The sequence below is a fragment of the Helicobacter sp. 23-1044 genome (assembly GCF_053654695.1).
Window position 1 is genome coordinate 37,645 of sequence record NZ_JBSIUQ010000011.1, and the last position, 22,340, is coordinate 59,984.

The following is a 22,340-nucleotide window of genomic DNA, read 5'->3' on the forward strand; positions in this document are numbered from 1 at the left end:
TATAATAACACAAATTTTTTAAAAGGTTATTAAAATGGGATTAAAATCTGACAAATGGATTGAAAAAATGTCGATAGAGTGCGAAATGATAACGCCTTTTGAGGCGACAAGTTTGCGAAAAGGCGTGATTTCCTATGGTGTGAGTAGCTATGGATATGATATTCGCGTAGCTAACGAGTATAAAATCTTTACGAATGTAAATTCGACTATTGTCGACCCCAAAAATTTCGATTCGTGCAATGTAGTCGAGCATAAGGGCGATATTTGTATCGTGCCACCGAACTCTTTTGCGTTAGCGCGGACGATTGAATACTTTAAGATTCCGCGCGATGTGCTTGCGATTTGTCTAGGCAAAAGCACTTATGCAAGGTGCGGGATAATCGTAAATGTAACGCCATTTGAGCCAGAGTTTGAGGGGCATATCACTATCGAAATCAGCAACACAACGCCACTCCCCGCCAAAATCTACTCAAATGAAGGCATAGCGCAGGTGCTTTTCATCAGTGGCGATGATGAATGCGCTGTTAGCTACAAAGACAAAAACGGCAAATACCAAAAGCAAACGGGCATTACTTTGCCACGGATTTTGTGAGAGATTTGGGGAGGGGGCGAAATGCGAAGAGTTGCTATATTGTTATATTTGATATTTTTTCTCACTTGGGGGGGGGGGATTTGTATTTTTAAATGCAACGGAGCTAAATACTATCATTACAAGCGGTTGCACCACTTGCCAGATAACCAAACCTTACAGCGATATTACAAACAATAGCGATTTTAGCGTGGGAAGTAGTAGCGGTATCGAAATCCAAGCGCAAATCGGCACATTTACAAATTATGGGGTTATAAAAGTTACTTCAGGCAATCAATCTATTGCGATTCGTGGATATGTTTCACATTTTATAAATCGTGGCACAATGGAGAGAATGTTTTGGATTGCAAGTGGCGGTAGTGTTGGGACGCTCACAAATTACGGAACTATGGGCGGGATACAAAATGATGATAAAAAAAATTTTATTACGATAAATAATTATGGCATCATTGGTTTTGTTTATGCTAATGCCAATCCGACAAATAAAAATCTTCAGGGTAGAGTGCAAATCCAAGCCTACACACTAAAAATTGATGAAAGTGCCACGCGATTTAATAGTAGCACGACAGGTGCTTCGCATTTAGTCATCGATAGTGCCGCTGATGTCCGCTTCAAAGATGGCAAATCAAAGATTTTTCTTGACTTTGGCGCGAATTTTGAGTTAGGCAAGGAATATGACATTAGCAAAGTTGCCACAAATACAAATAGTGGCACTTACACGGCTTTGGGCGTGGATTTCTCCCGCCTATCGACTTACAATGATATTTACACGCTAACCAAAAGTGGCGCAAATGGATTCAAAGCAGAAATCACCCCGCAATACAGCACAATCGGCACTTTGTATAAAAGCAACATTCGCACGATGAATAATTTGCAAATAATGACTAGCGCGATGATTTTCCCACGAAAATTTGGCAAATCGCAGAATCTAGCGCAAACCCCGCAAAATTCACAAACCCAACAAAAACGCACAATTCGTAGAATCAAACGCACTTCGCAATTAGATTCCGCGAATCTTGACCCCACCTTTGTCATTTTGAGCGAAGCGAAAAATCTCGCAGATTCTGCGATTTTAAAACAAAACGAAACATTTTTCTACAAAAACGCAGAATCTACCGCAAAAAATCGCAGAATCCAAAGAAACATTTCTCGCAATCCCGCAGATTCTGCAAATCGCCCCCAAATCGCAGAATCCACCGCAGATTCTGCAAAAAATTATTATTTCATTTTCACGCCCTTCATCAATCACAACTCTTTCGCCAAAGCAGGAAACTACACACTAAGCGGATTTGACTATGGTTTCATCACCGCTTTTAGCGCAAATATCGCAGAATCGCACACACTTGGCGCACATTTCGCCCTAACCTACGGCACATTACGCGACAAGCACGACAAAGATTTGCAAATCAAAAATCTAAATTTATTTGGCGGACTGCATTACAAATTCGACTTGCCTTTTGCGCTGTTTTTAAAGGCACAAGGGGATTTCTACCACTTCTCAAACGACTTAAAAACGCAATTTTTGGATAGCGTAAAACCGCAAAATTTAGGATTTGGCGCAAGTTTAACTTTTGGCAAAACCTTTGATTTTCGCACAGGCGGGGCGCTTTCAATCGAAGCAGGATTTGACTACAAGGCACTAAAATCAAAGGAAATCAAAGCAGATTCTGCGATTTACCAAAACGCCATTTTTAACCTAATCTACGGCGATTTGGGGGTTTCTTATGCGAATTATTTCAGCGGATTTGGGATAAACTTTGGCGTAGGCGCGAAGTTCAATCTCGCCCCAAAACTCGCCAAAAGCAAGGTTTTAGTGCGAAGCGAAAACTTCGATTTTGCGCTAGATAGCGACAAAATTTTAGGTTACGCAAACGCGGGAATTTCGTATCTTTTGGAGGCGCAAAACTTCGATATGGAGTTTGGAGTGCAGTATTTTGGGGGATTTGGCGACAGGGGAGTAAGCAACGGCGGCGGATTTGAGTGGCGCGTAGCGTGGTAATGCGTCGTCTCGTGCGCGTATTCGCGGGAGTTTGAAAAATCCTCACTCGATGGACGAAGCAGTCCTATCTTCGCTCGAATTTTTCGGCACAACCCACGAATCCATCGCACGATACTTCCGCACAGGACGCTTTTTTGTGTGTTTTTGGTTTAATTTTGCTGACGCAAAATCGCCATTACTTCGATTGTTTGAAAGACACAAATCGCAGAATCTCGCACGAAATTCGTAGAATCTGCCAAAAATTTTGTCATTCTGAGCGAACAAAGTGAGCGAAGAATCTCTAAAATAATCCGTCATTGCGAGAAAATGAGCGAAGCGAATTTTCGTGGCAATCCACAACAAAATCAATCGTGCGACAGCACCGAATCTCGCCCGCTTCGTGGTGCAAAAAATCGGGAGCAAGGTTGCAGTAGTGCAACCGCCGATTTTTTGCTAGAAGCGGAAAAGCGAGGCACTCCCCCTAAAAGCGAAAAAGCGGCTGCTTTTTGGGAACACAATTAAATGATTGGGGGGAGCGGAGCGGGGGGTGCAGCCCTTTTTGCGAAAAGAAATAAGTGAATCAAATGCTGAAAGTGGCGACAATCTCGTAGATTCTGCGATTTTCGTATTTTTTATTAAATTCATATATTTTTCGTGCGAATCGCAGAATCTAAAAAGAGATTCTTCGCTCGTTCGCAATGACGGCGTGGGATTTTTAGATTGCCACGAATGGACTTCGTCCATTCTCGCAATGACGGAATGTGTGGATTGCTTCGGCAAATCAAGATTCGCCTCACAATGACGGAAAACACACAAAACAGCAGAATCTAAATCAAAAAATATAGATTGCCACGAAAATCCTTGCGGATTTTCTCGCAATGACGAAATTTAGCATACTAGATTCTGCGCCAAATTCTGCGGATTTTTGACTTTTTCACACTAGATTCTGCGATTTTACTTTGAAAACGATGCCAAATTCTGCGGATTTTGCGTCAAAGACGCATTTTTTTGTAATGACAAAATCCGCGCTAATTTCTGCGATTCACCACCAAAATTCACTCAAATCTAAAACTGCATTCCCACTTCTAATCCCCACACCTGCGTCTTTTTCAGCGGTAGATTCCATTGAAAAAATCCTTGCGCGAAAATATCCGCACTCTGCATTATTTTCACGCCCACGCCAAGATGCACTTTCAGTCCAAAGATAAAATTCCCCTTCAACTTGCCCTCGCTGTTGTAGTTATTCAAAAATATCATTTTCGTATTTAGTCCCCAGCGCAGGCGCATCATCGACATTATCGCCCCCTCGCCGAGACTTTCCTCCCCCCACGCGCCAAGCGGAAAATAAATCAAATGCAGATTTTTCATCGCTCCGCCCGTGTTGTGCGATAAATTTTGATACCCAAGTCCAATATACGCACTGCCAAGCATCGTCCCCAAACTCTTAAAATGCTCATCTAACCGCATCCCAATGCGATATTCCGCCTCCCATCCATTATGTTTTATGCCACTTTTTTGCTTATCTTGTGAGAATGACCCTCGCGCCACAAGTTCGTGCATCGCGCCTGTCGTGGGGAAAAATATGCGCGCTTGCACATCGTGCAAATAAATATCATAGGGTTTTATCATCCCGCCAAATCCATAAAGTGCCTCGATATAGACGAATTTCTCGACTTGCTCTTGCTTGTTTGCGTAGTTTGCGTGAGAAAATGCGCAAAATAGCATCAAAATGCAGATAATTTTTTTCATTGAAAGTGCCTTTTTTTGATTTTAAAAAGCGGATTTTATCATAAAATATTATAATTTTTAAAATTTTTGGGGGCAAAATGAGAGATTTAAAAAAACTGCTAGATTATCACTACAACGCGCGAAATACGGACTTTGAGTTGAGCGAAGATAAACCAGACCCGCTTTTTGCGTTAAAAAAGGCGGTGGAGAAAAAATATGATTTTGTGGATGAAATCGCCGTTGTGTGCGCACTTTTGGCGTATGGAAATGCAAAGCAGATTTTAAAGACGCTATTAAATTTGGACTTTAAAATTTTGGGCGATAAAAATGCGATTTTGCGCGCTAAATTCCCGCATTACCGCTTTCAAAGAAGCGATGATATAAAAATGCTATTTTTGGCGTTAAGCGAAATAATCGCGTGTGGCGGGATAAAACGCATTTTTACAAATGCGTATAAAAATGCGAAATTGCAGTCAGATTCTGCGAAATTTAACCCTGCTTTTGAAGCGAAAAATCCCACAGATTCTGCGAAAATCGCAGAATCTCCCGTCATTTGCGGTATAAATGCGATGATTTTCGCGCTAGATTCTGCGCTAAAAAATCAAATAATTTCGCCAAATCTCACATATTCGCAGAATCTCGCAGAATCTCCCAAAATTTCGCAGAATCTCACAAAATATCCCCAAACTTCGCTCACTCTCCCGCACGGACTAAAATTTCTCATCGGGCAAAGGGCGACAAACGCCCACTCATCGCCACTCAAACGATGGAATTTATTTCTGCGATGGATGGTTCGAAAGGATAATATTGACTTTGGATTTTGGGGCGAAGTATCGCGCGCGGATTTGATTTTGCCCCTTGATACGCACACTTTTCGCCTCTCGCAAAAACTAGGACTTTTGAAGCGCAAAAGTTATGATTTGCGCTCCGCCCTTGAAATCACGGCAAATTTAGGCAGATTCTGCGCTGATGACCCCGTAAAATACGACTTTGCACTCTATCGCTTGGGACAGGAAAAAATGCTTTAATTTTTATAAATGACAAAATTCCGCACACTAAAATTAAATAAAAATGCCACGCCGCTCGCAAAAATCTTACCCACCATCGCAGGAATTTTAAGCACATCCACGCAAACATAAAGCACAAAAATATCAATGCAAAGTCCCGCAAAACTCACCAAATAAATCAGCGCACTTTCCTTTAAAAGCGAGTGCTTTGGGGTGAAAATAAACTTTCGCGCCAAAATAAAATTCCACAAAGTCGCAACAATAAACGCCAAAAATCCGCCACCTAAATAATGCAAAGCGCAAATTTCCACACACACAAAAAACACAATCCAATTGATAATCGCCGCACTTCCGCCCACAAGCACATATTTAAATAACTTTTCCACTTTGCTCCACGCACTTAAATTTTTCGCATTTTAGCAAAATTATTAAATCCGCACTGAAAATAATAATGCCCCTCCATTTTTAACCCCGCAAACTCCGCACACCGCGCCAAATCTGCCTTGTTGTAATATCGCTTATGGTCTCTTATCTCTGCTTCATCAATCAATTTTAATTTATAAGATAAAAATTCTAAAATCGGTTTTGCCGCGTGAGATGGGACACTCAAAAGCAAAATGCCATTTTTCTTCAAAACTCGCTTTATCTCTTTTAACATCAAAAGCGGATGGTTCAAATGCTCCAAAACCGCTAACATACACACGATTTCAAAACTCTCATCTTTAAAAGGCAGTGAAACTAATTTGCCTTTATGTGAGCGTTTATACAAGCGTTTATGCAAACTTTTATGCAAATCCCCCCCCCCCCCCGTTTGCAGAATCTAAAAGTGCAGAATCTTCGAAATCATCGTGCAAAATTGCGTTAGATACTGCGATATTTGTGCAATTCGCAGAATCTAGTGCGCCAAATTTCGTCATTGCGAGATTGTGTGAATTTTTGCTTTCCATTTTGTCATTGCGAGAAGTCGCACTTGTGGCGACTTCGTGGCAATCCATTTTGTCATTCTGAGCGAGTGAAACGAGCGAAGAATCTCTTTTTAGATTCTGCGATTCTGCGATAAAATCGCCGTTTTTTAGATTCGATTCGTTTGTTTCTTCTCGCAAAAGGGCTGCACCCCGCTCCCGCTCCCCCCGACTATTTGATTGTGTCCCCAAAAGCTCACGCTTTGCGCTTTTAGGGGAGTGCCCAGCTTTCGCTTCTAGCAAAAAATCGGCGGGTGGCACTACTGCACCCTTTTTCCCGATTTTTTGCACCACGAAGCGGGCGAGATTCGGGTGCTTCGCACGGATTTGATTTGATTGCGGATTGCCACGATTCTGCATTCGCAGAATCTCGCAATGACGAAATGAGCGCAGATTCTGCGTTTTTGTTGCCTTTCGCAGAATTAAATATAGATTCTGCACTTTTCGTGCGAGTCTCACAAACTTCGCCCTTTTTTTCGAAAAAATAACTAAAAGTCCGCAATTTCGCAGTTTGAATATTAGGTGCTTTGAAATCAATGCCAATGCCTTGCGCGATAAAGGGTTCAATCTCTTTTAATAACTTCGCCTCCCATCCGCACCCCACATCAAGCACACGCGGATTTGCAAACTCGCGCAAATGCGGTTTGATTTGCCTTAGGCGCATTTCGCGCAACAATCTATCTAAAAATCCCTCTTTCATCTCTCATCCTTTTTTGCGTTGATGTATGCCTTGCGCCCTAAAAAGCGCACTTCTTTGATTTGGTGGGTGGAATAAGGCGTCATCGGGCGTGGTTCGTAGGTGAATGCTTGGTAACCATCTTTTGCGCTATCGCTTCGATGATAAATCTCCACACCAAAATCGCTAATTTGCTTTTTGGCAAAGATGGGCAGGACCTTTGGATTTTGCTTTATCGCTCCAAGTCTATCGCGAAACATATTTGGCACACTCACAAATGCCAAAATAATAAGCAGTGCAAGGTAAATGCGCTGTATTTTCGCCCCTAAAATCGCACTAGGAAATAGCAAACAAAACACAATCAAAATCATATACATATCGCGCGTAAGTTTCCAAAATGGAAAGAGCGTAGCGATAAATAAAATCGCAAAAAGTGCCTTTGTGCTGGGAGATTCTGCGCTTTTAATCTGCGAAATATTATACGCCATAAAAAGTCCCACAAGCGGGAAAATATACACCATTCCAAATCTAGGGTCTGGTCCTGCATAAAACCAAAATAATATCCCCACCACAACACCCACAAACGCAACGCCAAACGCAGAATCTAAAAAAGATAATCCGTGCGAAGCACCTTTAATCTCGCCCGCTTCGTGGTGCAAAAAATCGGGAGCAAACGAGCAGTAGTGCGAGTGCCGATTTTTTGCTAGAAGCGGATTAAGCGAGGCACTCCCCCTAAAAGCGAAAAGCGGCAGCTTTTGGCGCGTAGGGGGAGCGGGGTGGGGGGTGCAGCCCTTTTGCGAAAAAGAAATGAACTTAAAGAAGTGTTTTGGCGATGGATTCGCAGAATCTAATGGATTGCTTCGGCACTTCGTGCCTCGCAATGACGACGCGGGGGCAGAATCTGCCAATTTTTTTAGCATTTTATTATAAAAATAAAGACACAAAAACAGCGCAAATGACGCCAAAAAGTGATAAACAAAATGCTTAAAATACCCAAAGTAGCGCGTTTTCATACTAAACCAATCCACCATCCACGCACTTGTTTGCAAAACCTCCACGCAATTTTGCCCCGGCGCCCTTGCCCAGCTCATAATCCAGCACACTTCACTTTCTCTCTGCGCCTCGCTCACCGCAAAAGGAAGCGATTTTAAAAATCCCACACTCGCAGGATAGGCAATCATCCCGCTTGTGGCAATGCCCTTTATCGCCCAAGGTAGGCAAAAAATAACGCAAAAAATGCCAAGCAAAAAATACGCTTTATAAAATTTTGGGCGATAAAAACTGCGATTTAAATAAATGAAAGTTATCGCCACAGCAAGCACTAGCGCGAAATTTGCAATCTTTATCATCGTAGCAAAAACGCTAATTATAAAAAGCAGTGCGATGAAGCGATTTTGGGGTAAAATCTGTGGATTCTGCGGATTCTGCGAAATTTGCGGGAGATTCTGCGAATTTTGCGCTAAAACATAAAGCAAAGCACTAAAAATAAAAATGCCAAAAACCGCGCCCACACCCTCGCAATAAAGGGCATTAAACTCCGCCCACTTCAAAATAAAACTAAATGGAATAACGCTACACACGATAAAAAGCAAGTGAAATTTGGCAAAATTTTTAGTCACCAAAATATAAATCGCACTAAAAATTAACGCAAAATAAATAATCTCATTTGCGATAAAACTGCGTAGCGCAGGGAAAATTTGACTTACATCCGTAAGTGCGTAAAAATTATAAATAATGCCATTAAACCCAAGTCGCCCGTGGATATTTCCTAATCCAAAAATAAGATTTTCCGCCTGAATGTAAGAGACAATTTGAATGTGATAATTTACCGAATCGCCGATAGAATCGTGGAAAAAACTAAGCACCACAACGGCGAAAAACGCCACACTTGCGCTAAATAACACCTTTAAATTTAAAAGTTGAAAATCGCGGATTTTTCGCCAAAATGCAAAAATGCCAAATGCAAGAAAAATCACACTTACAAACGCATTTATGGGGAAAAATAGATGAATTAGCGAGGTTAAAAAAGTAAAAAATATCATTCCACATAAAAGCGAAAATGGCACTTTTAATGCCAAATCATCAAAAAATGCAGAATCTGGCGTTTTTGTTTTTGCCATTGCGAGATTGTGTGAATTTTCACTTTTTATTTCGTCATTACGAGAAGTCGCGCGTTTAAGGGCGACTTCGTGGCAATCCAAAACCTTGTCATTCTGAGCGTAGCACGAAGTGCGAAGCGAAGAATCTCTTTTGTGATTTATTTGAGATACTTCGCTTCGCTCAGTATGACAAGATGGAGTTTGATTCGCAGAATCTACGCCGTTTTTTGGATTAAATTCGCTTATTTTTTCTCGCAAAAGGGCTGCACCCCCCTCCCCGCTCCCCCTACGCGCCAAAAGCTGCCGCTTTTCGCTTTTAGGGGGAGAGCCTCGCTTTTCCGCTTCTAGCAAAAAATCGGCACTCGCACTACTGCTCGCTTGAATCCGATTTTTTGCACCACGAAGCGGGCGAGTTTTGGGTGTGCTAACGCACGATTGATTTTTATTAGATTCTGCGATTGCAGAATCTAAATTCGCAGAATCTAAATTTGGTAAATTTAAATGACTGCCTTGCTTCGCCCCCAAAAACCGCATTGCAAAAGATAAAATAACCCATCCGCACCCCACACACGCAATTATCCACAAAAATAGCATAAAAGCAATTTTCAAATCCACAAAAAACCACTCCATACTTCACCCCCTAAATTTATATTTCACAATCGCCCACAGCGCACGAAATCCGTCCTTTACGCCGATTTTCTTACCTTCCTCATAGGTGCGTCCATAATAACTTATGCCGACTTCATAAATGCGAATGCCTTTGATTTTGGCGATTTTAGCGGTGATTTCTGGCTCAAAACCGAAGCGATTTTCCCTAATTGCGATACTTTGGATAATCTCGCGTCTAAACACCTTATAGCAAGTCTCCATATCCGTCAAATTTAGATTTGTCATCATATTTGAAAACAGCGTAAGAAGTCCATTTCCCATTCTATGCCAAAAATAAAGCACACGATGTGAAGCACCACTCACAAATCTAGAACCATAAACCACATCCGCCACGCCCCGCTCAAATGGCGCGAGTAGTTTTGGATATTCATTTGGGTCGTATTCCAAATCTGCATCTTGGATTAGCACCAAATCACCTGTCGCGTGCGATATGCCACTGCGAAGTGCTGCGCCTTTGCCTTGATTTTTGCTATGATAGATGACTTTAAAATGCGCCATTTTGCTGATAGTTGCAAAGTCGCTTTTTTCTAAGTCTTTTAATAACTCGCTTGTGCCGTCAATGCTGCAATCATCGATAATTATGACTTCTTTTTGATAAGCGATTTTTACAGCGCATATGACTTTTAAAATGCTTTCAATGGTTGCCTTTTCGTTGAAAACGGGGATTATTATGGAGAGAGTTTTATTCGCAGAATCTGACGGCGCAGAATCTAAATTCGCAGAATCTAGCGCGATTTGGGGGGGGGGGATTTCATATAAATGCTTTGCATTTTTGCTTCCTTAAATCTTAAAATAAAAACGCAAATTATAGCAAAATTTTTAGATTCTGCGCTTTTAAATCCGCAAGGATTGAATTTGCCCTGTGAAATAAAAATATTTTTCTAAAACAAGCAATGAGATTATCGCCTCGCGCTTTTTGTCAAAAAACTGCGCCACATATTCGTGTGCGTTGCGGATAATATCCTTTGCCTCGCGTGGGTGTGTGGCAAAATACTCCAACTTTTCCTCCAAATCGCTGTAATCATCGCTGATTTCCACAAAATGCTCCCCGCCTTTAAGTCGCCCCTCCATAAACCAAGTCTCAAACTTCATCTTTGGCGCGATGGCAAGGGAGTTTGAGCTCATCACCCACTTCAAATTACTCGCCACATCATTGCCCTCTAACGAGAGCAAAAACTTATAAGGCAAATGCTTTGCAATGCCGACTTTGGGCTTTTGCCACGCACTATGAATGCTTTTGCTCCCTGTGTGCCCCAAATCACAGCGCGGGTGAGCGAAATATTTTTCAAAAAAGCGCGTTCTATGCGGTTGATAAATCCCGCCACGATAGAAAAGTTTATCGACTTTGGTTTCAAATGCGTAAGAGTCGTTTATAAAAATGAAATGGCGAATCTTTTCCATATTTAGCAAGGTGGAGTTTGAAAATGGCGGATTTTGGGGCGAATCTGTCGCCATATTGTGAGAATCGCAAAGCGATTCGTGGCAATCTATATTGTTTGGATTGCTTCGGGCTTCGCCCTCGCAATGACGGGAAAGTGGCGAATCTACGCTTAATTTATCATTTTGCCCCCCCCCATTTGCGTTTTTCGTAGTTTCACACGACTTTTCATAATATGCGCGAATCGGGCGTGATTTTGTAAAAGATGGTTTTTGTAAAAAATAATTCACATCGCCAAAGGCAAAATGCGCCCTAAAATTTTGCGGAAAATACCGCGCATATTCGTAAGTATCAAAAAAATACACGCTCTTTTTGCGCGTCCATCGCAGAAAATCAAGCGTTTTTGCCTCTGAATCTAGCGTGATTTTTTCGCTCATTTGGCAGTAGTAATCCACGCGCTTTTTTATGTAGTCCAAATCATCGCGTTTCTCTAAATCGCGCAAGATTTTCTCTCTATTTAATGGCAAGATAAAAAACGGCGTTAGCATTCTAGCGATGCCTTTTAGATTGTAAAAAAGATAGTTATTTTTCAAACGCGCCATTTTGCCTCCATATTTTAGCACCTTTTAGCACCTTAAAAAGTTTCCATTCGCTATTTTCAAAAATTAGCGTTGTTTTGCTTTGAAAATCGGCATTAAAAATATTTAACTGCTCATATTCCGCACTCCAAAGGACGAAATCCGCCTCGCTCAATCGCCCCTCATCGCCTGTGGCAAATCCGATTCTGTGCGTATTTAAATACAGCGCGCGGGGTTTTAGCGAGATTATTATGGCATTTTGCGGTATTTTTTGCCTTATAATTTCAAAGACTTCAAGCGACTCTTTTGAATAAGTCCCGGCATTTATGTTTGAAGTCCTACCCACCGAGTTTTTAAGCGATATATCCAAATAATTTAAGTGCAAAAAACTCCCCAAAATCAACAGCAAAATGACGCTAATTGCAAATCTATAAAATTTCCTACTTTTGGCAATCCCACTAAAAGTCCAAAATAGCAAAAACGGCACAAGCGGGAGGACAAATCGCACGCCAAAAGTCTCCATCCATAAAAGCAATAGCGCAAAATATCCAAAGCAAAATATAAGATAAAATGCACTTGATGAAATCGCAGAATCTAGCGCATTTTTCGCAGAATCTGCCATAGATTCTGCGAATTTATCAAAAATCCCACGCAAAAGAAATGGCAACAAACACAACGCCAAAATCACAAAATCAAACGCACCTAAATCAAAAAATTGATTAAATCGCAGCAAATAAGAAAGCAGATTCTGCGCGATGCGTGGGATGGAAATGTGCGCTAACTCGCCAAAATGCCCGCTTGTGCCACTTGATAGATTGAGTGCAATTAGCATAAATCCAAGTGCAAAAATCGCATAAGGAATGGCGTGGATTTGCCACGAGTAGGGCGAATTTATGTGGTTTAAAAGACGAAATGCGCGGAGTTTGAAAATGTGTGGCGCAAAGTGCTTTGCCAAAAGAATCCCTTGCATTGCCATTAGCGCGCATAAAATCACAAATCCATTTATGCGAATCGTTGCGCTAAAAAGCATAAAAATTCCGCCAAAAATGGCGATGAAAATGCCACTAGATTCCCCCTCCCTTGCGGAGGGGATTAGGGGGTGGGTAATTTTGATTTTAGATTCTGCGTTTTTTGCTTGAATCGCAGAATCTTGTATTTCATTCGCAGAATCTAGATTCTGCGTTTTTATGTGAGATTCTGCATTTTTCGTTTGAAGCGCAGAATCTAATGCGTTATTTTCCGTCATTGCGAGATTCTGCGAAGCAGAATCGTGGCAATCCACATTAAAATCAAATTCGTGCGAAGCACCCTTAATCTCGCCCGCTTCGTGGTGCAAAAAATCGGAAGCAAGGTTGCAGTAGTGCGTCCGCCGATTTTTTGCTAGAAGCGGAGAATGCGAGGCTCTCCCCCTAAAAGCGAAAAAGCGGCTGCTTTTTGGGGACACAATTAAATAGTCGGGGGGAGCGGAGCGGGGGTGCAGCCCTTTTTGCGAAAAAGAAAGAGATTTTGAAGCGGGGTTTGGCGATAGATTCGCAGAATCGCAGAATCTAAATAGAGATACTTCGCTTCGCTCAGTATGACAATTTTTTTTGGATTGCTTCGGCGAATCTTGCGATTCGCCTCGCAATGACGAATCTATTTTAGATTCTGCGTTTTTTGTTTTATTCGCAGAATCTAGCGCAGATTCTGCGTTTTGCTCTCCATTTGCAAGATAATGGGGATTTTTAGAGTTGTCAAATAACTTTGCCAAAATAATAATCGCACAAAAGCAAAATAGCAAAAAGCAAACATCGCTTAGCATATCATTTGCCACAAAGTAAGTCATATAGGGATTTAGCGCGAAAAATAGCGTGGCAAAAATGGCGTAGATTCTGCGAATTTGCGTGGCGCAAAACATATAAAAAATCCCCACAAATAGCGCATAGCAAAGGATATTTACCATTTTTAGGGCGATGATATTTAGTCCAAAGATTTTATATGCGATTGCAAGTAACGCCGGAAATCCCCACGGATACGCATTTGGTCCAATCAACCAATCGCTTTTTGTCATCATAAAGGCATTATTATTGATATAATCCGCGCTTTTGCCTTGCGCTAGGGCGATTGCCTGTGAAATATACGCAGAATCATCGCTCCAAAAATGCCACCCATCAATGACTTTTGCATAGCATAAAATAATCGCAATTATCGCTAAAATTAGCGCGATTGCCAAATCTTTTGCCAAATCCCGCTTTGCGGGGAAAGTCATCGTTGTCTCACCCCGATTTGATGATACTCAAAGCCACTCAAATCAAAATGCCTCCAAATATTGCGCCCATCAAAGATTATGGGATTTTTAAGTCTATTTGCGATTTGCTTAAAATCTGGGCTTCTAAACTCTCTCCACTCAGTTAGCAAAACAAGCGCGTCTGCCAAATCAACCGCACTATATTTATCATCGCAAAATTCAAGTGAATCTAGCGTTGATTTCAAATAAAACTTCGCTTGATTCATCGCCTTTGGGTCAAAACAGCGGATTTTTGCGCCATTTTTTACAAGCGCATTTATTAGCGTAAGTGAGCTTGCTTCTCTCATATCATCGGTTTCTGGTTTAAATGCCAATCCCCAAATCGCAAAGATTTTGCCTTTTAGATTTTTCCCAAATTTTGCGATGATTTTCTCTACCAAAAGCATTTTTTGGGATTCATTTACGGCTTGAATCGCCTGTAAGATTTTGGGCGTGTAGCCATTATCGAGCGCGGTTTTTTCTAATGCCTTTATATCTTTGGGGAAGCAACTCCCGCCATAGCCACAGCCCGGATAGATGAAGCTATATCCGATTCGCGAATCTGAGCCTATGCCTAAACGCACATCGTTTATATCTGCGCCCACGCGTTCGCAAATTTGACTCATTTCGTTTATAAAGCTGATTTTGGTGGCAAGTAGCGAGTTTGCGGCGTATTTTGTCATTTCGGCAGATTCTACGCTCATAGCGATGAATCTATCGCTTTTTACCAAAAATGGCGCATATAGTGAGCGCATAATCTCTAATGCCTTTTGCGAATCTGCCCCAATCACCACTCTATCAGGGCTCATAAAGTCCTTTATCGCTACGCCTTCTTTTAAAAACTCTGGGTTGCTAACAACATCAAAATTTATTTGCAATCCGCGCTTTTTTAATTCGCCATCTATTATGCCCCGCACAACCCTTGCCGTGCCGACAGGAACGGTGCTTTTATCCACCACCACGCAATATTTTTCGATAATCCCTCCAATATCCTGCGCCACGCTTTTCACAAAGCGCAAATCCGCGCTCCCATCATCGCCCATAGGTGTGCCAACGGCGATAAAAATCACTTCGGCATTTTGCAATGCTTCTCGCTTATCAGTGGTGAATCTCATCGTATTTTTGGATAGATTTTCTTTTATCATTTCGCTTAGATTTGGCTCATAAATGGGAATAATGCCGTTTTTTAGATTCGCGATTTTGCGCTCATCAATATCAAGGCAAATCACAGAGTTGCCCATTTGTGCAAAACACGCCCCCGCTACAAGCCCTACATAGCCACTACCGATTATGGTTATTTGCATTTGTTGTCCTTTAAGATGGTTTCAAAGTATTCAATCGTATGCTTTAAGCCATCTTTTAGCGCGACTTTGGGACTCCAATCTAACTCTTTTTGCGCTAGTGTAATGTCTGGCTTTCGCTGTTTTGGGTCATCTTGCGGGAGTGGGTGAAAAATGAGCTTTGATTTAGAATGTGTCAGGCGCAAAATCTCATTTGCAAGTTCAAGTATGCTAAATTCGCTAGGATTGCCAATATTCACAGGTCCTGTGAAATCAATGCGCGAATCCATTAGCTTTATCATTCCATCTATCAAATCATCGACATAGCAAAAACTGCGCGTTTGAGTCCCATCGCCATAAATGCTAATGTCCTCCCCGCGCAATGCTTGAATGATAAAATTACTCACCACGCGCCCGTCATTTGGGTGCATTCGCGTCCCATAAGTGTTAAAGATTCGCATAACTTTTATTGGGAGTTTGTGTTGGCGATGATAGTCAAAAAATAGCGTTTCAGCGCACCTTTTGCCCTCATCATAACAAGCGCGAATCCCGATAGGATTGACGCAGCCTCGATATGATTCAACCTGCGGGTGAATCTCAGGGTCGCCATAGACTTCGCTAGTGGAGGCTTGGAGAATCTTTGCCTTTACGCGCTTTGCAAGTCCTAGCATATTGATTGCACCTACCACAGAAGTCTTTGTCGTTTGCACAGGGTCGAATTGATAGTGAATAGGACTTGCAGGACAAGCTAGATTATAAATCTCATCGACTTCCACATACAGCGGAAAAGTGATGTCGTGACGCATAAATTCAAAGCGCGGGTGAGATAGCAAATGGGCGATATTTGCCTTTGTGCCTGTGAAAAGATTATCCACGCAAAGCACTTCATCGCCCCGCTCTATAAGCCTATCGCACAAATGCGAACCTAAAAATCCAGCCCCACCTGTAACCAAAACTTTTTTGCTTATCATTGTGCTTTCCTTTATTTATTTGTGATAAATGCAAAATTATACAATAAATTCGCAAATCTATTTAGCAATTTTGCCCTCTTGGTAATCGTAATCCGTGTTTATTTCCCAAAGATTTAGCGATTTTTGCCGTAAAATTTTATCTGCGCATTTTAGTCCCATTAGCAAACTATGGTCTTGATTGTTGTATTTAAACGCGCCGTTGCGCCCGATGAAATATAAATCGCTGAATTTATCTAGCGCGTCATAAATTTGATTTAGATTCGCCTTATAACCGCGCTCATACACGGGATAAGATTTGTGGATTTTAAGCGTTTGTGTGCGTTTGATTTGGCTAGATTCTGCGATAATCGCAGAATCTAATAAATCATTTTTGGCGATTTTTATAATCTCATCATCGCTTAGATTCCACAATCGCTCATCATCATTTGCCCAATATTCTAAACATAAAATGCTCTCACTTCTACCACAGCGCAAATCTTTTGTCCAATTTGCAAAGTTTGTGATTCTGCCTGTGGCTATATTTTTTGAATGCACATAAATCCAATTATCACTAAAAAGCTTTGTCTTTTGTGCGCTTTGCGCGGATTCTGCGCACTCAATTTCGGTCATTACCTTTTTGGTAACTCCCTCATTTCGTGTTTGAAAACCACGCAAATCATCACAAAATACTTCGCTTTTTCCGCCGTTAAATTTGATATGATTTTCACAATCTACCTCCACATACACCAAAATCGTATTGCGAAATTTTAGCCTTTGTGCCAAATCTTTTATCGCAGAATCTAGCTCTTCTAAACTCATCACCATATCCCTAAATGGCGCGGTAGAAATCACTATATCGCCATAAATTACGCCATTTTTGGTGCGAATCCCAATGGCTTTTTTGTCCTTTGTGATTATGCCTTGCACTTCCGCATCGCAAATGATTTTCCCGCCACGAGAAATAATTTCTTTTGCCATATTTTCATACACCACGCCACAGCCTTTTTTAGGATAGCTAAATTCATCAACTAGCGTTTTGTGTTTTTTGCTTTTATCGCCAAAAAACGCACTTTTGATTGCTTCATATAAATTTAACCCTTTGATTCGTTGCCTTGCAAAGTCGCTATCCAAATCCTTGCATTCAATGCCCCAAAGTTTTTGCGTGTAGGATTTGAAAAATATGCTATAAAGTCGGTAGCCAAAGGCATTTGCCACCCAGCTTTCAAAGCTATCTCCGCTAAATGGCTTAATCTTTGCCTTTATAAAGCTCAGCACACAAAGCGCGGATTCGATAATCCCTAGTTTAAAAAGCGCGTCAAATCCGCGCAGTGGATAATAAAAGAATTTTTTGTTATAAAAGATTCGCGTTAAGCGACTAACTTTTTCGCTCTGCCCGTTTGTGTGTGCGCTCCAAAAGTCATTTAACCGCTCATCTTTGCTAAAAAATCTATGCGGTCCAATATCTACGATTTGATTAAACATATTTAGGCTTTTGCTCATTCCGCCCACGCTTGAATCCACTTCATAGATTTCTACTTCAAAGTCATTTTCAGCCAAAACTCGCCCTGCACTCAATCCCGCCACACCTGCACCGATAATCAAAACTTTTTTTGCCATTTTTGCCCCTTAATATCGCTCATTTTTATGCCACGCAAACGCACTTTTTAGGATTGAATCCAAATCAAAAAACACAGGATTCCACCCTAAAATCGCCTTTGCCTTTTTCGCGCTTCCTACTAGCTCCGCAGGGTCGCCACTTCTGCGCGATTCGTAAATGCAGGGTATCTCGCTATTTGTGATTTCCCTTGCTTTTTGTAGCACTTCTAGCACAGAAAATCCCGCTCCATTGCCTAAATTAAACACTTCGCTTTTGTCATTTTGCTCCAAATATTGCATTGCCAAAATATGCGCACTTGCCAAATCATCAATATGGATAAAATCTCTCACACAGCTACCATCGCGCGTTTTATAATCAACGCCAAAAATGCTAATAGATTCGCGCTTTTTAAGCGCAGTTTGCAAAACTAGCGGGATTAAGTGCGTTTCAGGGCTATGAGATTCGCCAATGTCAAAAAAATTACTCGCCCCAGCTGCGTTAAAATACCGCAAGGCGACATATTTTAGCCCATAAGCATTCGCATAATCAGCCAAAATCTGCTCTATCATTAGCTTACTTCGTCCATAAGGATTGATAGGATTTTGCGGGTGGGTTTCGCTAATAGGCAATTCAAGTGGCACGCCATAAGTGGCGCAAGTGGAGCTAAAAATGATATTTTTGACGCCCACTTCGCGCATAGATTCTAAAAGATTTAGCGAGTTTGCGACATTGTTTGCGTAGTATTTTGCGGGATTTATCACGCTCTCCCCCACATACGCAAACGCCGCAAAATGCAAAACGCACGAAATGTCATACTTCGCAAAAATCTCTTTTAGCGCGAATCTATCGCCCAAATCCGCTTTGATAAATGTCGTATTTGCCTTGGGATTTGCTAGATTCGCGACTTTTGCCAAAATATTAGCTTTTTTGAAAAATTCATCTATATTTGAATCCAAAAGCCTAAAATCTAACGCTTCTTTATGCCCATAAACCAAACTATCCACCACAATCGTGCGAAATCCAAGCGTATTTAGCATTGCATTTACACAAGAGCCGATATATCCCGCCCCGCCTGTGATTAAAATGTATTTTTCATTCATCTTTGCCACCTTGAAATTCCTAAAAATTTCAAATAACATTCACGCGATTTTTGCACTTCGCAGAATCTGCTATAAATCCTACAAATCCCACTAGCGCAACTATTGCCATCGGTAAAATAGGCGACATATAGCGCGTTTCAGGCACGGGCGAAAATGCAGCGATGAAAAACGCACTCCAAAAAGTCGCAAAACTCACCGCAAAGCAAAATATTAAAAGCGCATTATTTGTGAAAATCGCAGAATCTAGCGTAGATTCTGCGATTTTCGTGTGATTTTGGGGAGATTCTGCGATTATATTGTCATTCTGAGATTGCAAAGCAATCGAAGAATCTCTATTTTTGAGATTTTTCGCTTCGCTCAAAATGACAAATGAAGCAGATTCTGCGATTTCTTTCCCCTCCATTGCGGAGAAATTTTCCAAAGATTCCCCCTCCATTGCGGAGGGGGTTAGGGGGTGGGTAGAATTCAATTTAGATTCTGCGAATTTGTATGAATTTATAAGTTTCGCAGAATCTGCAAAAATATCCTTTCGCCATCTCCACAAAAGTGCACTTGAAAGCATTAAAATCACAAATCCCACGCCCACGCCCCAAGCGTGATTTAGTAAGATTTTGTGATTAAATAAAAATGTGTAGATTTTCTCTCTCAAAGGCGTGAAATTAACGCTTCTTTGCGCTTCTTTAAATCCGCCCACTACCGAAATATGCCATTCGTGTGTCGCCTTTTCTTGGATTTTTTTCGCATCAAATATCCACGAGGGATTTTGCCACCACATCGCTTTGAAAAATCGCCCTTCGTGGCGCAAAAAATTAAGCGGATATTTTGCAATTGCCCTTATCCACTGCATTTTTAATCCCTTTAATTCTTGCGGTAAAAATGGTCGCTCATCATCATACGCCCAAGTTACATTCATCGGGTCGGCATTTAGCGGATATTTTTCATAAAGTGCCACCACATCGCTAAAATTTTTGTGCGGATAATACCACTCTTTTTTAAAGCAAGTCGCGTCATTTGCAGGCACGCAAGCACCGGCGATTTGGTGTAAAAATGGGTGATTTGCTGCGTGACTTTTGCTAGTTTGCAACACTTTTGGGATGAAAATCACGACTGCTAGGCACAAAATCGCGCTTAAAATGATGAGTTTTGCGCCGACTTTGCAAAATATCGCAGAATCTAAACCACGATTTTGCAAAAATAAATAAATGATAATAAAAAACGCAGGATACACGCTAAAAATCGCATTATGTCGCCACAAAATCGCAAAAAACATTAGGGTAAAAAGCAAAATCCAAAGGGACTTTTTGATGATTTTATGGCATTTAGATTCTGCGAAAATGAGAAATAAAAGCAACGCATAAATGCAAAATACCATCATCGGCAGCGCAAAACTATGATATTGAATGAAATTTTGAAAGTAGATATTGCCAATAAATGTGGGGAAAATTAGAAGCAACGCAAATGGATTTTTAAAGCGCAAATAAAATCCGGCGATTAAAAACCAAATTCCCAAATAAAACGGCACTAAATTAAACAAAAAGAGATAATATAGATTTTTGCCAAAGATAATATAAAGTCCTTGCAAAATATATGCGATAAACACGGGATGCCAATTGTTTTTCGCGAGTGCGATGGAGTTATAAGTATCGCCGATGATATGAAATCCCGGAAACCCTAGCCAAAAGCTAAAAGCGCAAATCCCAGCGCAAAGCGCAAATGCGAATGCTAAAAATGCGTAGTCTTTGGGATTTATTTTTTGAGATTTTTTGTAAAGTGCAGAATCTAGTTGAGATTTTTTATAAATCGCAGAATCTCGCACGCCAAAATTGTCGTTTTGATTTGCGCTAAAATTGTCGTTTTGATTTGCGCCAAAAATGTCATCCATAGGTGCAGAATCTTGTGCGCCAAAATTGTCGTTTTGAGCCGTAGGCGAAAAATCTCTATTTTGAGATTTTTTGCTACAAGATTTTTTAAGATTTGCCACCAAATTCGCCCATTTCATCGGTAAATCCTTGAAATGCGCCTTTTGATTGCGAAGCGAAGCGCAAATGTAGCAAAGCAAAGCTGATTTATAAAAAGCGGAGATTTTGCGGGAGTTAGATTATGGCGAGTTCGATTATGACGAGTTAGAGAGCGATTCCCCCCCCCCCCCGTTTATGAGAGATATGATTTTCATAAATTTCCTTTTAGTGATTTTAAAAAGCGCGAATTATATCAAAAAATGCGAAAAATAAAGCGGATTATTTTGGCGATTTTTGCATTAAGATTCTGCGATTTTCGCGCCAAGATTCTGCGAAATTGCATTAAGATTCTGCAACATTTTGTGCGCTTCGCAGAATCTAAAAAGTTCCCCCTCCCTTGCGGAGGGGGATTTAGGGGGTGGGTAATTTTCGTATTAGATTCTGCGTTTTTTGTTTGATTCGCAGAATCTAGAATTTGCCTTTTTTCTGTCATTGCGAGATTGTGTGAATTTTCGCTTTCCTTTCGTCATTGCGAGATTTGACGAAGTCAAATCGTGGCAATCCACAATAAAATTAAATCCGTGCGAAGCACCCGAAACTCGCCCGCTTCGTGGTGCAAAAAATCGGGAGCAAACGAGCAGTAGTGCGAGTGCCGATTTTTTGCTAGAAGCGGAAAAGCGAGGCTCTCCCCCTAAAAGCGAAAAAGCGGCTGCTTTTTGGCGCGTAGGGGGAGCGGGGCGGGGGGGCGCAGCCCTTTTGCGAGAAAAAACTATCGAATCAAATGATAAAAATGGCGAAACTATTGCAGATTCTGCGAATCGTGCAAAAAACGCAGAATCTAACGCAGAATTGCAGAATTTAAAATGAGATTTTTCGCTTTGCTCAAAATGACAAAATGAAGTGCGATTCGCAGAATCTTGGATTGCTTCGGCACTTCGTGCCTCGCAATGACGGCGTGGGAGCAGATTCTGCGATTTTCACATTAAGATTCTGCGTTTAGATTCTGCGCTAGAATGCCATAAAGGCGGGTTTTGAAGTCTTGGACGATATTTTCAATCTCTTTTTTTATTTCCTTTTCAATCTCTTTTTTTATCTCGCTTTTCGCAGAATCTTTTGTCGCGCAATCCTCCACGCCGTTGATTAAATCAAGCGATTCGCGCAGTTTGCTTAACTCGCCCAAATCCAAAATATTCTCAAACTTACCCTTATCAATGCGGGCGATTTCCTTCAAATTCGCGTTAAATCGCGCCAAAGAGCGCATTAGCGTTTCCTTATAAATAGGACGCAAAATATCAGCATTTTCATCAAATCCCACAAGGCAGATGGGTTTGCTAATGCCCTCATCCACGCAATCCGCGATGATGAACTCGCACTCATCAAAATCGCTCACATAATCGCCCAAATACCCTTCAAGCGTCCTTTGCAAAAGCGGTGATTGCACCAAGATGTGGATTTTCACACTTCCCTCCAAAATTTTTCTAAACTCAAATCTGCATTCAAAATCGCCCAAAATCTCTCAAAACTC

General features: G+C 41.3%; 25 protein-coding genes. 8 read left to right on the forward strand and 17 right to left on the reverse strand.

Annotated features, from left to right (window positions below; translation table 11 throughout):
- The first annotated feature begins 34 nt into the window (after positions 1-34).
- From dcd to ACWIUD_RS09250, 3 genes are read left to right on the forward strand one after another with little or no spacing between them, the layout of a single operon-like run.
- A complete protein-coding gene (gene dcd, locus ACWIUD_RS09240) occupies positions 35-592 on the forward strand; it encodes a dCTP deaminase (RefSeq protein WP_454148643.1) in 558 nt (185 codons plus the stop codon).
- Positions 593-613: 21 nt separating this feature from the next.
- Positions 614-769 carry a hypothetical protein gene (locus ACWIUD_RS09245; protein WP_454148644.1) on the forward strand — a complete coding sequence of 52 codons (156 nt, stop codon included), beginning with the start codon at positions 614-616 and terminating at the stop codon, positions 767-769.
- Positions 770-779: 10 nt separating this feature from the next.
- Positions 780-2,588, forward strand: a complete 1,809-nt coding sequence (locus ACWIUD_RS09250) for an autotransporter outer membrane beta-barrel domain-containing protein (RefSeq protein WP_454148645.1) — start codon at positions 780-782, stop codon at positions 2,586-2,588.
- Positions 2,589-2,630: 42 nt separating this feature from the next.
- Here the strand turns inward: ACWIUD_RS09250 and ACWIUD_RS09255 are convergent, their stop codons facing one another.
- Positions 2,631-2,885: a hypothetical protein gene (locus ACWIUD_RS09255; RefSeq protein ID WP_454148646.1), complete on the reverse strand. Its 255-nt coding sequence runs from the start codon at positions 2,883-2,885 to the stop codon at positions 2,631-2,633.
- 9 nt (positions 2,886-2,894) lie between these two features.
- Here ACWIUD_RS09255 and ACWIUD_RS09260 point away from each other — a divergent pair, with 9 nt between their 5' ends.
- Positions 2,895-3,089 (forward strand): hypothetical protein, encoded by a 195-nt coding sequence (locus ACWIUD_RS09260; RefSeq protein ID WP_454148647.1) that lies wholly within the window; start codon positions 2,895-2,897, stop codon positions 3,087-3,089.
- A 37-nt stretch (positions 3,090-3,126) separates the two neighbouring features.
- Positions 3,127-3,369, forward strand: a complete 243-nt coding sequence (locus ACWIUD_RS09265; protein ID WP_454148648.1) for a hypothetical protein — start codon at positions 3,127-3,129, stop codon at positions 3,367-3,369.
- 263 nt (positions 3,370-3,632) lie between these two features.
- Here the strand turns inward: ACWIUD_RS09265 and ACWIUD_RS09270 are convergent, their stop codons facing one another.
- Positions 3,633-4,316, reverse strand: coding sequence for a hypothetical protein (locus tag ACWIUD_RS09270; protein ID WP_454148649.1), 684 nt, complete (start codon positions 4,314-4,316; stop codon positions 3,633-3,635).
- Positions 4,317-4,393: 77 nt separating this feature from the next.
- Between ACWIUD_RS09270 and ACWIUD_RS09275 the strand changes: the two genes are divergently transcribed.
- Positions 4,394-5,323 (forward strand): TIGR02757 family protein, encoded by a 930-nt coding sequence (locus tag ACWIUD_RS09275; RefSeq protein WP_454148650.1) that lies wholly within the window; start codon positions 4,394-4,396, stop codon positions 5,321-5,323.
- On the opposite strand, the gene ACWIUD_RS09280 is transcribed toward ACWIUD_RS09275, so the two are convergent.
- The 13 genes from ACWIUD_RS09280 to ACWIUD_RS09340 form a co-directional block, all read right to left on the reverse strand.
- Complete coding sequence (locus ACWIUD_RS09280; protein WP_454148651.1) at positions 5,320-5,688, reverse strand: GtrA family protein; 369 nt, start codon at positions 5,686-5,688, stop codon at positions 5,320-5,322. The genes ACWIUD_RS09275 and ACWIUD_RS09280 overlap by 4 nt on opposite strands.
- 14 nt (positions 5,689-5,702) lie before the next feature.
- Complete coding sequence (locus tag ACWIUD_RS09285; RefSeq protein ID WP_454148652.1) at positions 5,703-6,095, reverse strand: class I SAM-dependent methyltransferase; 393 nt, start codon at positions 6,093-6,095, stop codon at positions 5,703-5,705.
- A complete protein-coding gene (locus ACWIUD_RS09290) occupies positions 6,088-6,525 on the reverse strand; it encodes a hypothetical protein (protein ID WP_454148653.1) in 438 nt (145 codons plus the stop codon). The genes ACWIUD_RS09285 and ACWIUD_RS09290 overlap by 8 nt, the downstream gene beginning before the upstream one ends.
- Positions 6,476-6,964, reverse strand: coding sequence for a hypothetical protein (locus ACWIUD_RS09295; RefSeq protein ID WP_454148654.1), 489 nt, complete (start codon positions 6,962-6,964; stop codon positions 6,476-6,478). The genes ACWIUD_RS09290 and ACWIUD_RS09295 overlap by 50 nt, the downstream gene beginning before the upstream one ends.
- On the reverse strand, positions 6,961-9,669 hold the full coding sequence (locus ACWIUD_RS09300) for a hypothetical protein (protein WP_454148655.1): 2,709 nt from the start codon (positions 9,667-9,669) through the stop codon (positions 6,961-6,963). The genes ACWIUD_RS09295 and ACWIUD_RS09300 overlap by 4 nt, the downstream gene beginning before the upstream one ends.
- 3 nt (positions 9,670-9,672) lie before the next feature.
- Positions 9,673-10,380 (reverse strand): glycosyltransferase family 2 protein, encoded by a 708-nt coding sequence (locus ACWIUD_RS09305; RefSeq protein WP_454148684.1) that lies wholly within the window; start codon positions 10,378-10,380, stop codon positions 9,673-9,675.
- A gap of 162 nt (positions 10,381-10,542) precedes the next feature.
- Entirely contained in the window at positions 10,543-11,688 is a 1,146-nt protein-coding gene (locus tag ACWIUD_RS09310; protein ID WP_454148656.1) for a glycosyl transferase family 90, read from the reverse strand.
- Positions 11,669-13,912 carry a hypothetical protein gene (locus ACWIUD_RS09315; protein ID WP_454148657.1) on the reverse strand — a complete coding sequence of 748 codons (2,244 nt, stop codon included), beginning with the start codon at positions 13,910-13,912 and terminating at the stop codon, positions 11,669-11,671. The genes ACWIUD_RS09310 and ACWIUD_RS09315 overlap by 20 nt, the downstream gene beginning before the upstream one ends.
- On the reverse strand, positions 13,909-15,234 hold the full coding sequence (locus ACWIUD_RS09320) for a UDP-glucose dehydrogenase family protein (protein ID WP_454148658.1): 1,326 nt from the start codon (positions 15,232-15,234) through the stop codon (positions 13,909-13,911). The genes ACWIUD_RS09315 and ACWIUD_RS09320 overlap by 4 nt, the downstream gene beginning before the upstream one ends.
- Positions 15,225-16,181 (reverse strand): UDP-glucuronic acid decarboxylase family protein, encoded by a 957-nt coding sequence (locus ACWIUD_RS09325; protein WP_454148659.1) that lies wholly within the window; start codon positions 16,179-16,181, stop codon positions 15,225-15,227. The genes ACWIUD_RS09320 and ACWIUD_RS09325 overlap by 10 nt, the downstream gene beginning before the upstream one ends.
- A gap of 57 nt (positions 16,182-16,238) precedes the next feature.
- Complete coding sequence (locus ACWIUD_RS09330; protein WP_454148660.1) at positions 16,239-17,777, reverse strand: FAD-dependent oxidoreductase; 1,539 nt, start codon at positions 17,775-17,777, stop codon at positions 16,239-16,241.
- A gap of 9 nt (positions 17,778-17,786) precedes the next feature.
- Positions 17,787-18,857, reverse strand: a complete 1,071-nt coding sequence (gene galE, locus ACWIUD_RS09335) for a UDP-glucose 4-epimerase GalE (RefSeq protein ID WP_454148661.1) — start codon at positions 18,855-18,857, stop codon at positions 17,787-17,789.
- Between the two features lie 28 nt (positions 18,858-18,885).
- A complete protein-coding gene (locus ACWIUD_RS09340; protein WP_454148662.1) occupies positions 18,886-20,856 on the reverse strand; it encodes a hypothetical protein in 1,971 nt (656 codons plus the stop codon).
- An 85-nt stretch (positions 20,857-20,941) separates the two neighbouring features.
- Here ACWIUD_RS09340 and ACWIUD_RS09345 point away from each other — a divergent pair, with 85 nt between their 5' ends.
- Positions 20,942-21,088: a hypothetical protein gene (locus ACWIUD_RS09345; protein ID WP_454148663.1), complete on the forward strand. Its 147-nt coding sequence runs from the start codon at positions 20,942-20,944 to the stop codon at positions 21,086-21,088.
- Here ACWIUD_RS09345 and ACWIUD_RS09350 read toward each other — a convergent pair.
- Positions 21,069-21,308 (reverse strand): hypothetical protein, encoded by a 240-nt coding sequence (locus ACWIUD_RS09350; RefSeq protein ID WP_454148664.1) that lies wholly within the window; start codon positions 21,306-21,308, stop codon positions 21,069-21,071. The genes ACWIUD_RS09345 and ACWIUD_RS09350 overlap by 20 nt on opposite strands.
- Positions 21,309-21,319: 11 nt before the next feature.
- On the opposite strand from ACWIUD_RS09350, the gene ACWIUD_RS09355 reads away from it, so the two are divergent.
- Positions 21,320-21,682, forward strand: coding sequence for a hypothetical protein (locus ACWIUD_RS09355; RefSeq protein WP_454148665.1), 363 nt, complete (start codon positions 21,320-21,322; stop codon positions 21,680-21,682).
- A 115-nt stretch (positions 21,683-21,797) separates the two neighbouring features.
- Here the strand turns inward: ACWIUD_RS09355 and ACWIUD_RS09360 are convergent, their stop codons facing one another.
- Complete coding sequence (locus ACWIUD_RS09360) at positions 21,798-22,274, reverse strand: hypothetical protein (protein ID WP_454148666.1); 477 nt, start codon at positions 22,272-22,274, stop codon at positions 21,798-21,800.
- Between the last annotated feature and the right edge of the window lie 66 nt (positions 22,275-22,340).

Bases quoted from the DNA above. Each gene is read 5' to 3' on its own strand.
- dcd (WP_454148643.1), top strand. From the start codon at position 35: ATGGGATTAAAATCTGACAAATGGATTGAAAAAATGTCGATAGAGTGC.
- ACWIUD_RS09245 (WP_454148644.1), top strand. From the start codon at position 614: ATGCGAAGAGTTGCTATATTGTTATATTTGATATTTTTTCTCACTTGG.
- ACWIUD_RS09255 (WP_454148646.1), bottom strand. From the start codon at position 2,885: ATGACGGATTATTTTAGAGATTCTTCGCTCACTTTGTTCGCTCAGAAT.
- ACWIUD_RS09260 (WP_454148647.1), top strand. From the start codon at position 2,895: ATGAGCGAAGCGAATTTTCGTGGCAATCCACAACAAAATCAATCGTGC.
- ACWIUD_RS09270 (WP_454148649.1), bottom strand. From the start codon at position 4,316: ATGAAAAAAATTATCTGCATTTTGATGCTATTTTGCGCATTTTCTCAC.
- ACWIUD_RS09275 (WP_454148650.1), top strand. From the start codon at position 4,394: ATGAGAGATTTAAAAAAACTGCTAGATTATCACTACAACGCGCGAAAT.
- ACWIUD_RS09295 (WP_454148654.1), bottom strand. From the start codon at position 6,964: ATGAAAGAGGGATTTTTAGATAGATTGTTGCGCGAAATGCGCCTAAGG.
- ACWIUD_RS09300 (WP_454148655.1), bottom strand. From the start codon at position 9,669: ATGGAGTGGTTTTTTGTGGATTTGAAAATTGCTTTTATGCTATTTTTG.
- ACWIUD_RS09310 (WP_454148656.1), bottom strand. From the start codon at position 11,688: ATGGCGCGTTTGAAAAATAACTATCTTTTTTACAATCTAAAAGGCATC.
- ACWIUD_RS09315 (WP_454148657.1), bottom strand. From the start codon at position 13,912: ATGACTTTCCCCGCAAAGCGGGATTTGGCAAAAGATTTGGCAATCGCG.
- ACWIUD_RS09320 (WP_454148658.1), bottom strand. From the start codon at position 15,234: ATGCAAATAACCATAATCGGTAGTGGCTATGTAGGGCTTGTAGCGGGG.
- ACWIUD_RS09325 (WP_454148659.1), bottom strand. From the start codon at position 16,181: ATGATAAGCAAAAAAGTTTTGGTTACAGGTGGGGCTGGATTTTTAGGT.
- ACWIUD_RS09330 (WP_454148660.1), bottom strand. From the start codon at position 17,777: ATGGCAAAAAAAGTTTTGATTATCGGTGCAGGTGTGGCGGGATTGAGT.
- galE (WP_454148661.1), bottom strand. From the start codon at position 18,857: ATGAATGAAAAATACATTTTAATCACAGGCGGGGCGGGATATATCGGC.
- ACWIUD_RS09340 (WP_454148662.1), bottom strand. From the start codon at position 20,856: ATGAAATGGGCGAATTTGGTGGCAAATCTTAAAAAATCTTGTAGCAAA.
- ACWIUD_RS09350 (WP_454148664.1), bottom strand. From the start codon at position 21,308: ATGACAGAAAAAAGGCAAATTCTAGATTCTGCGAATCAAACAAAAAAC.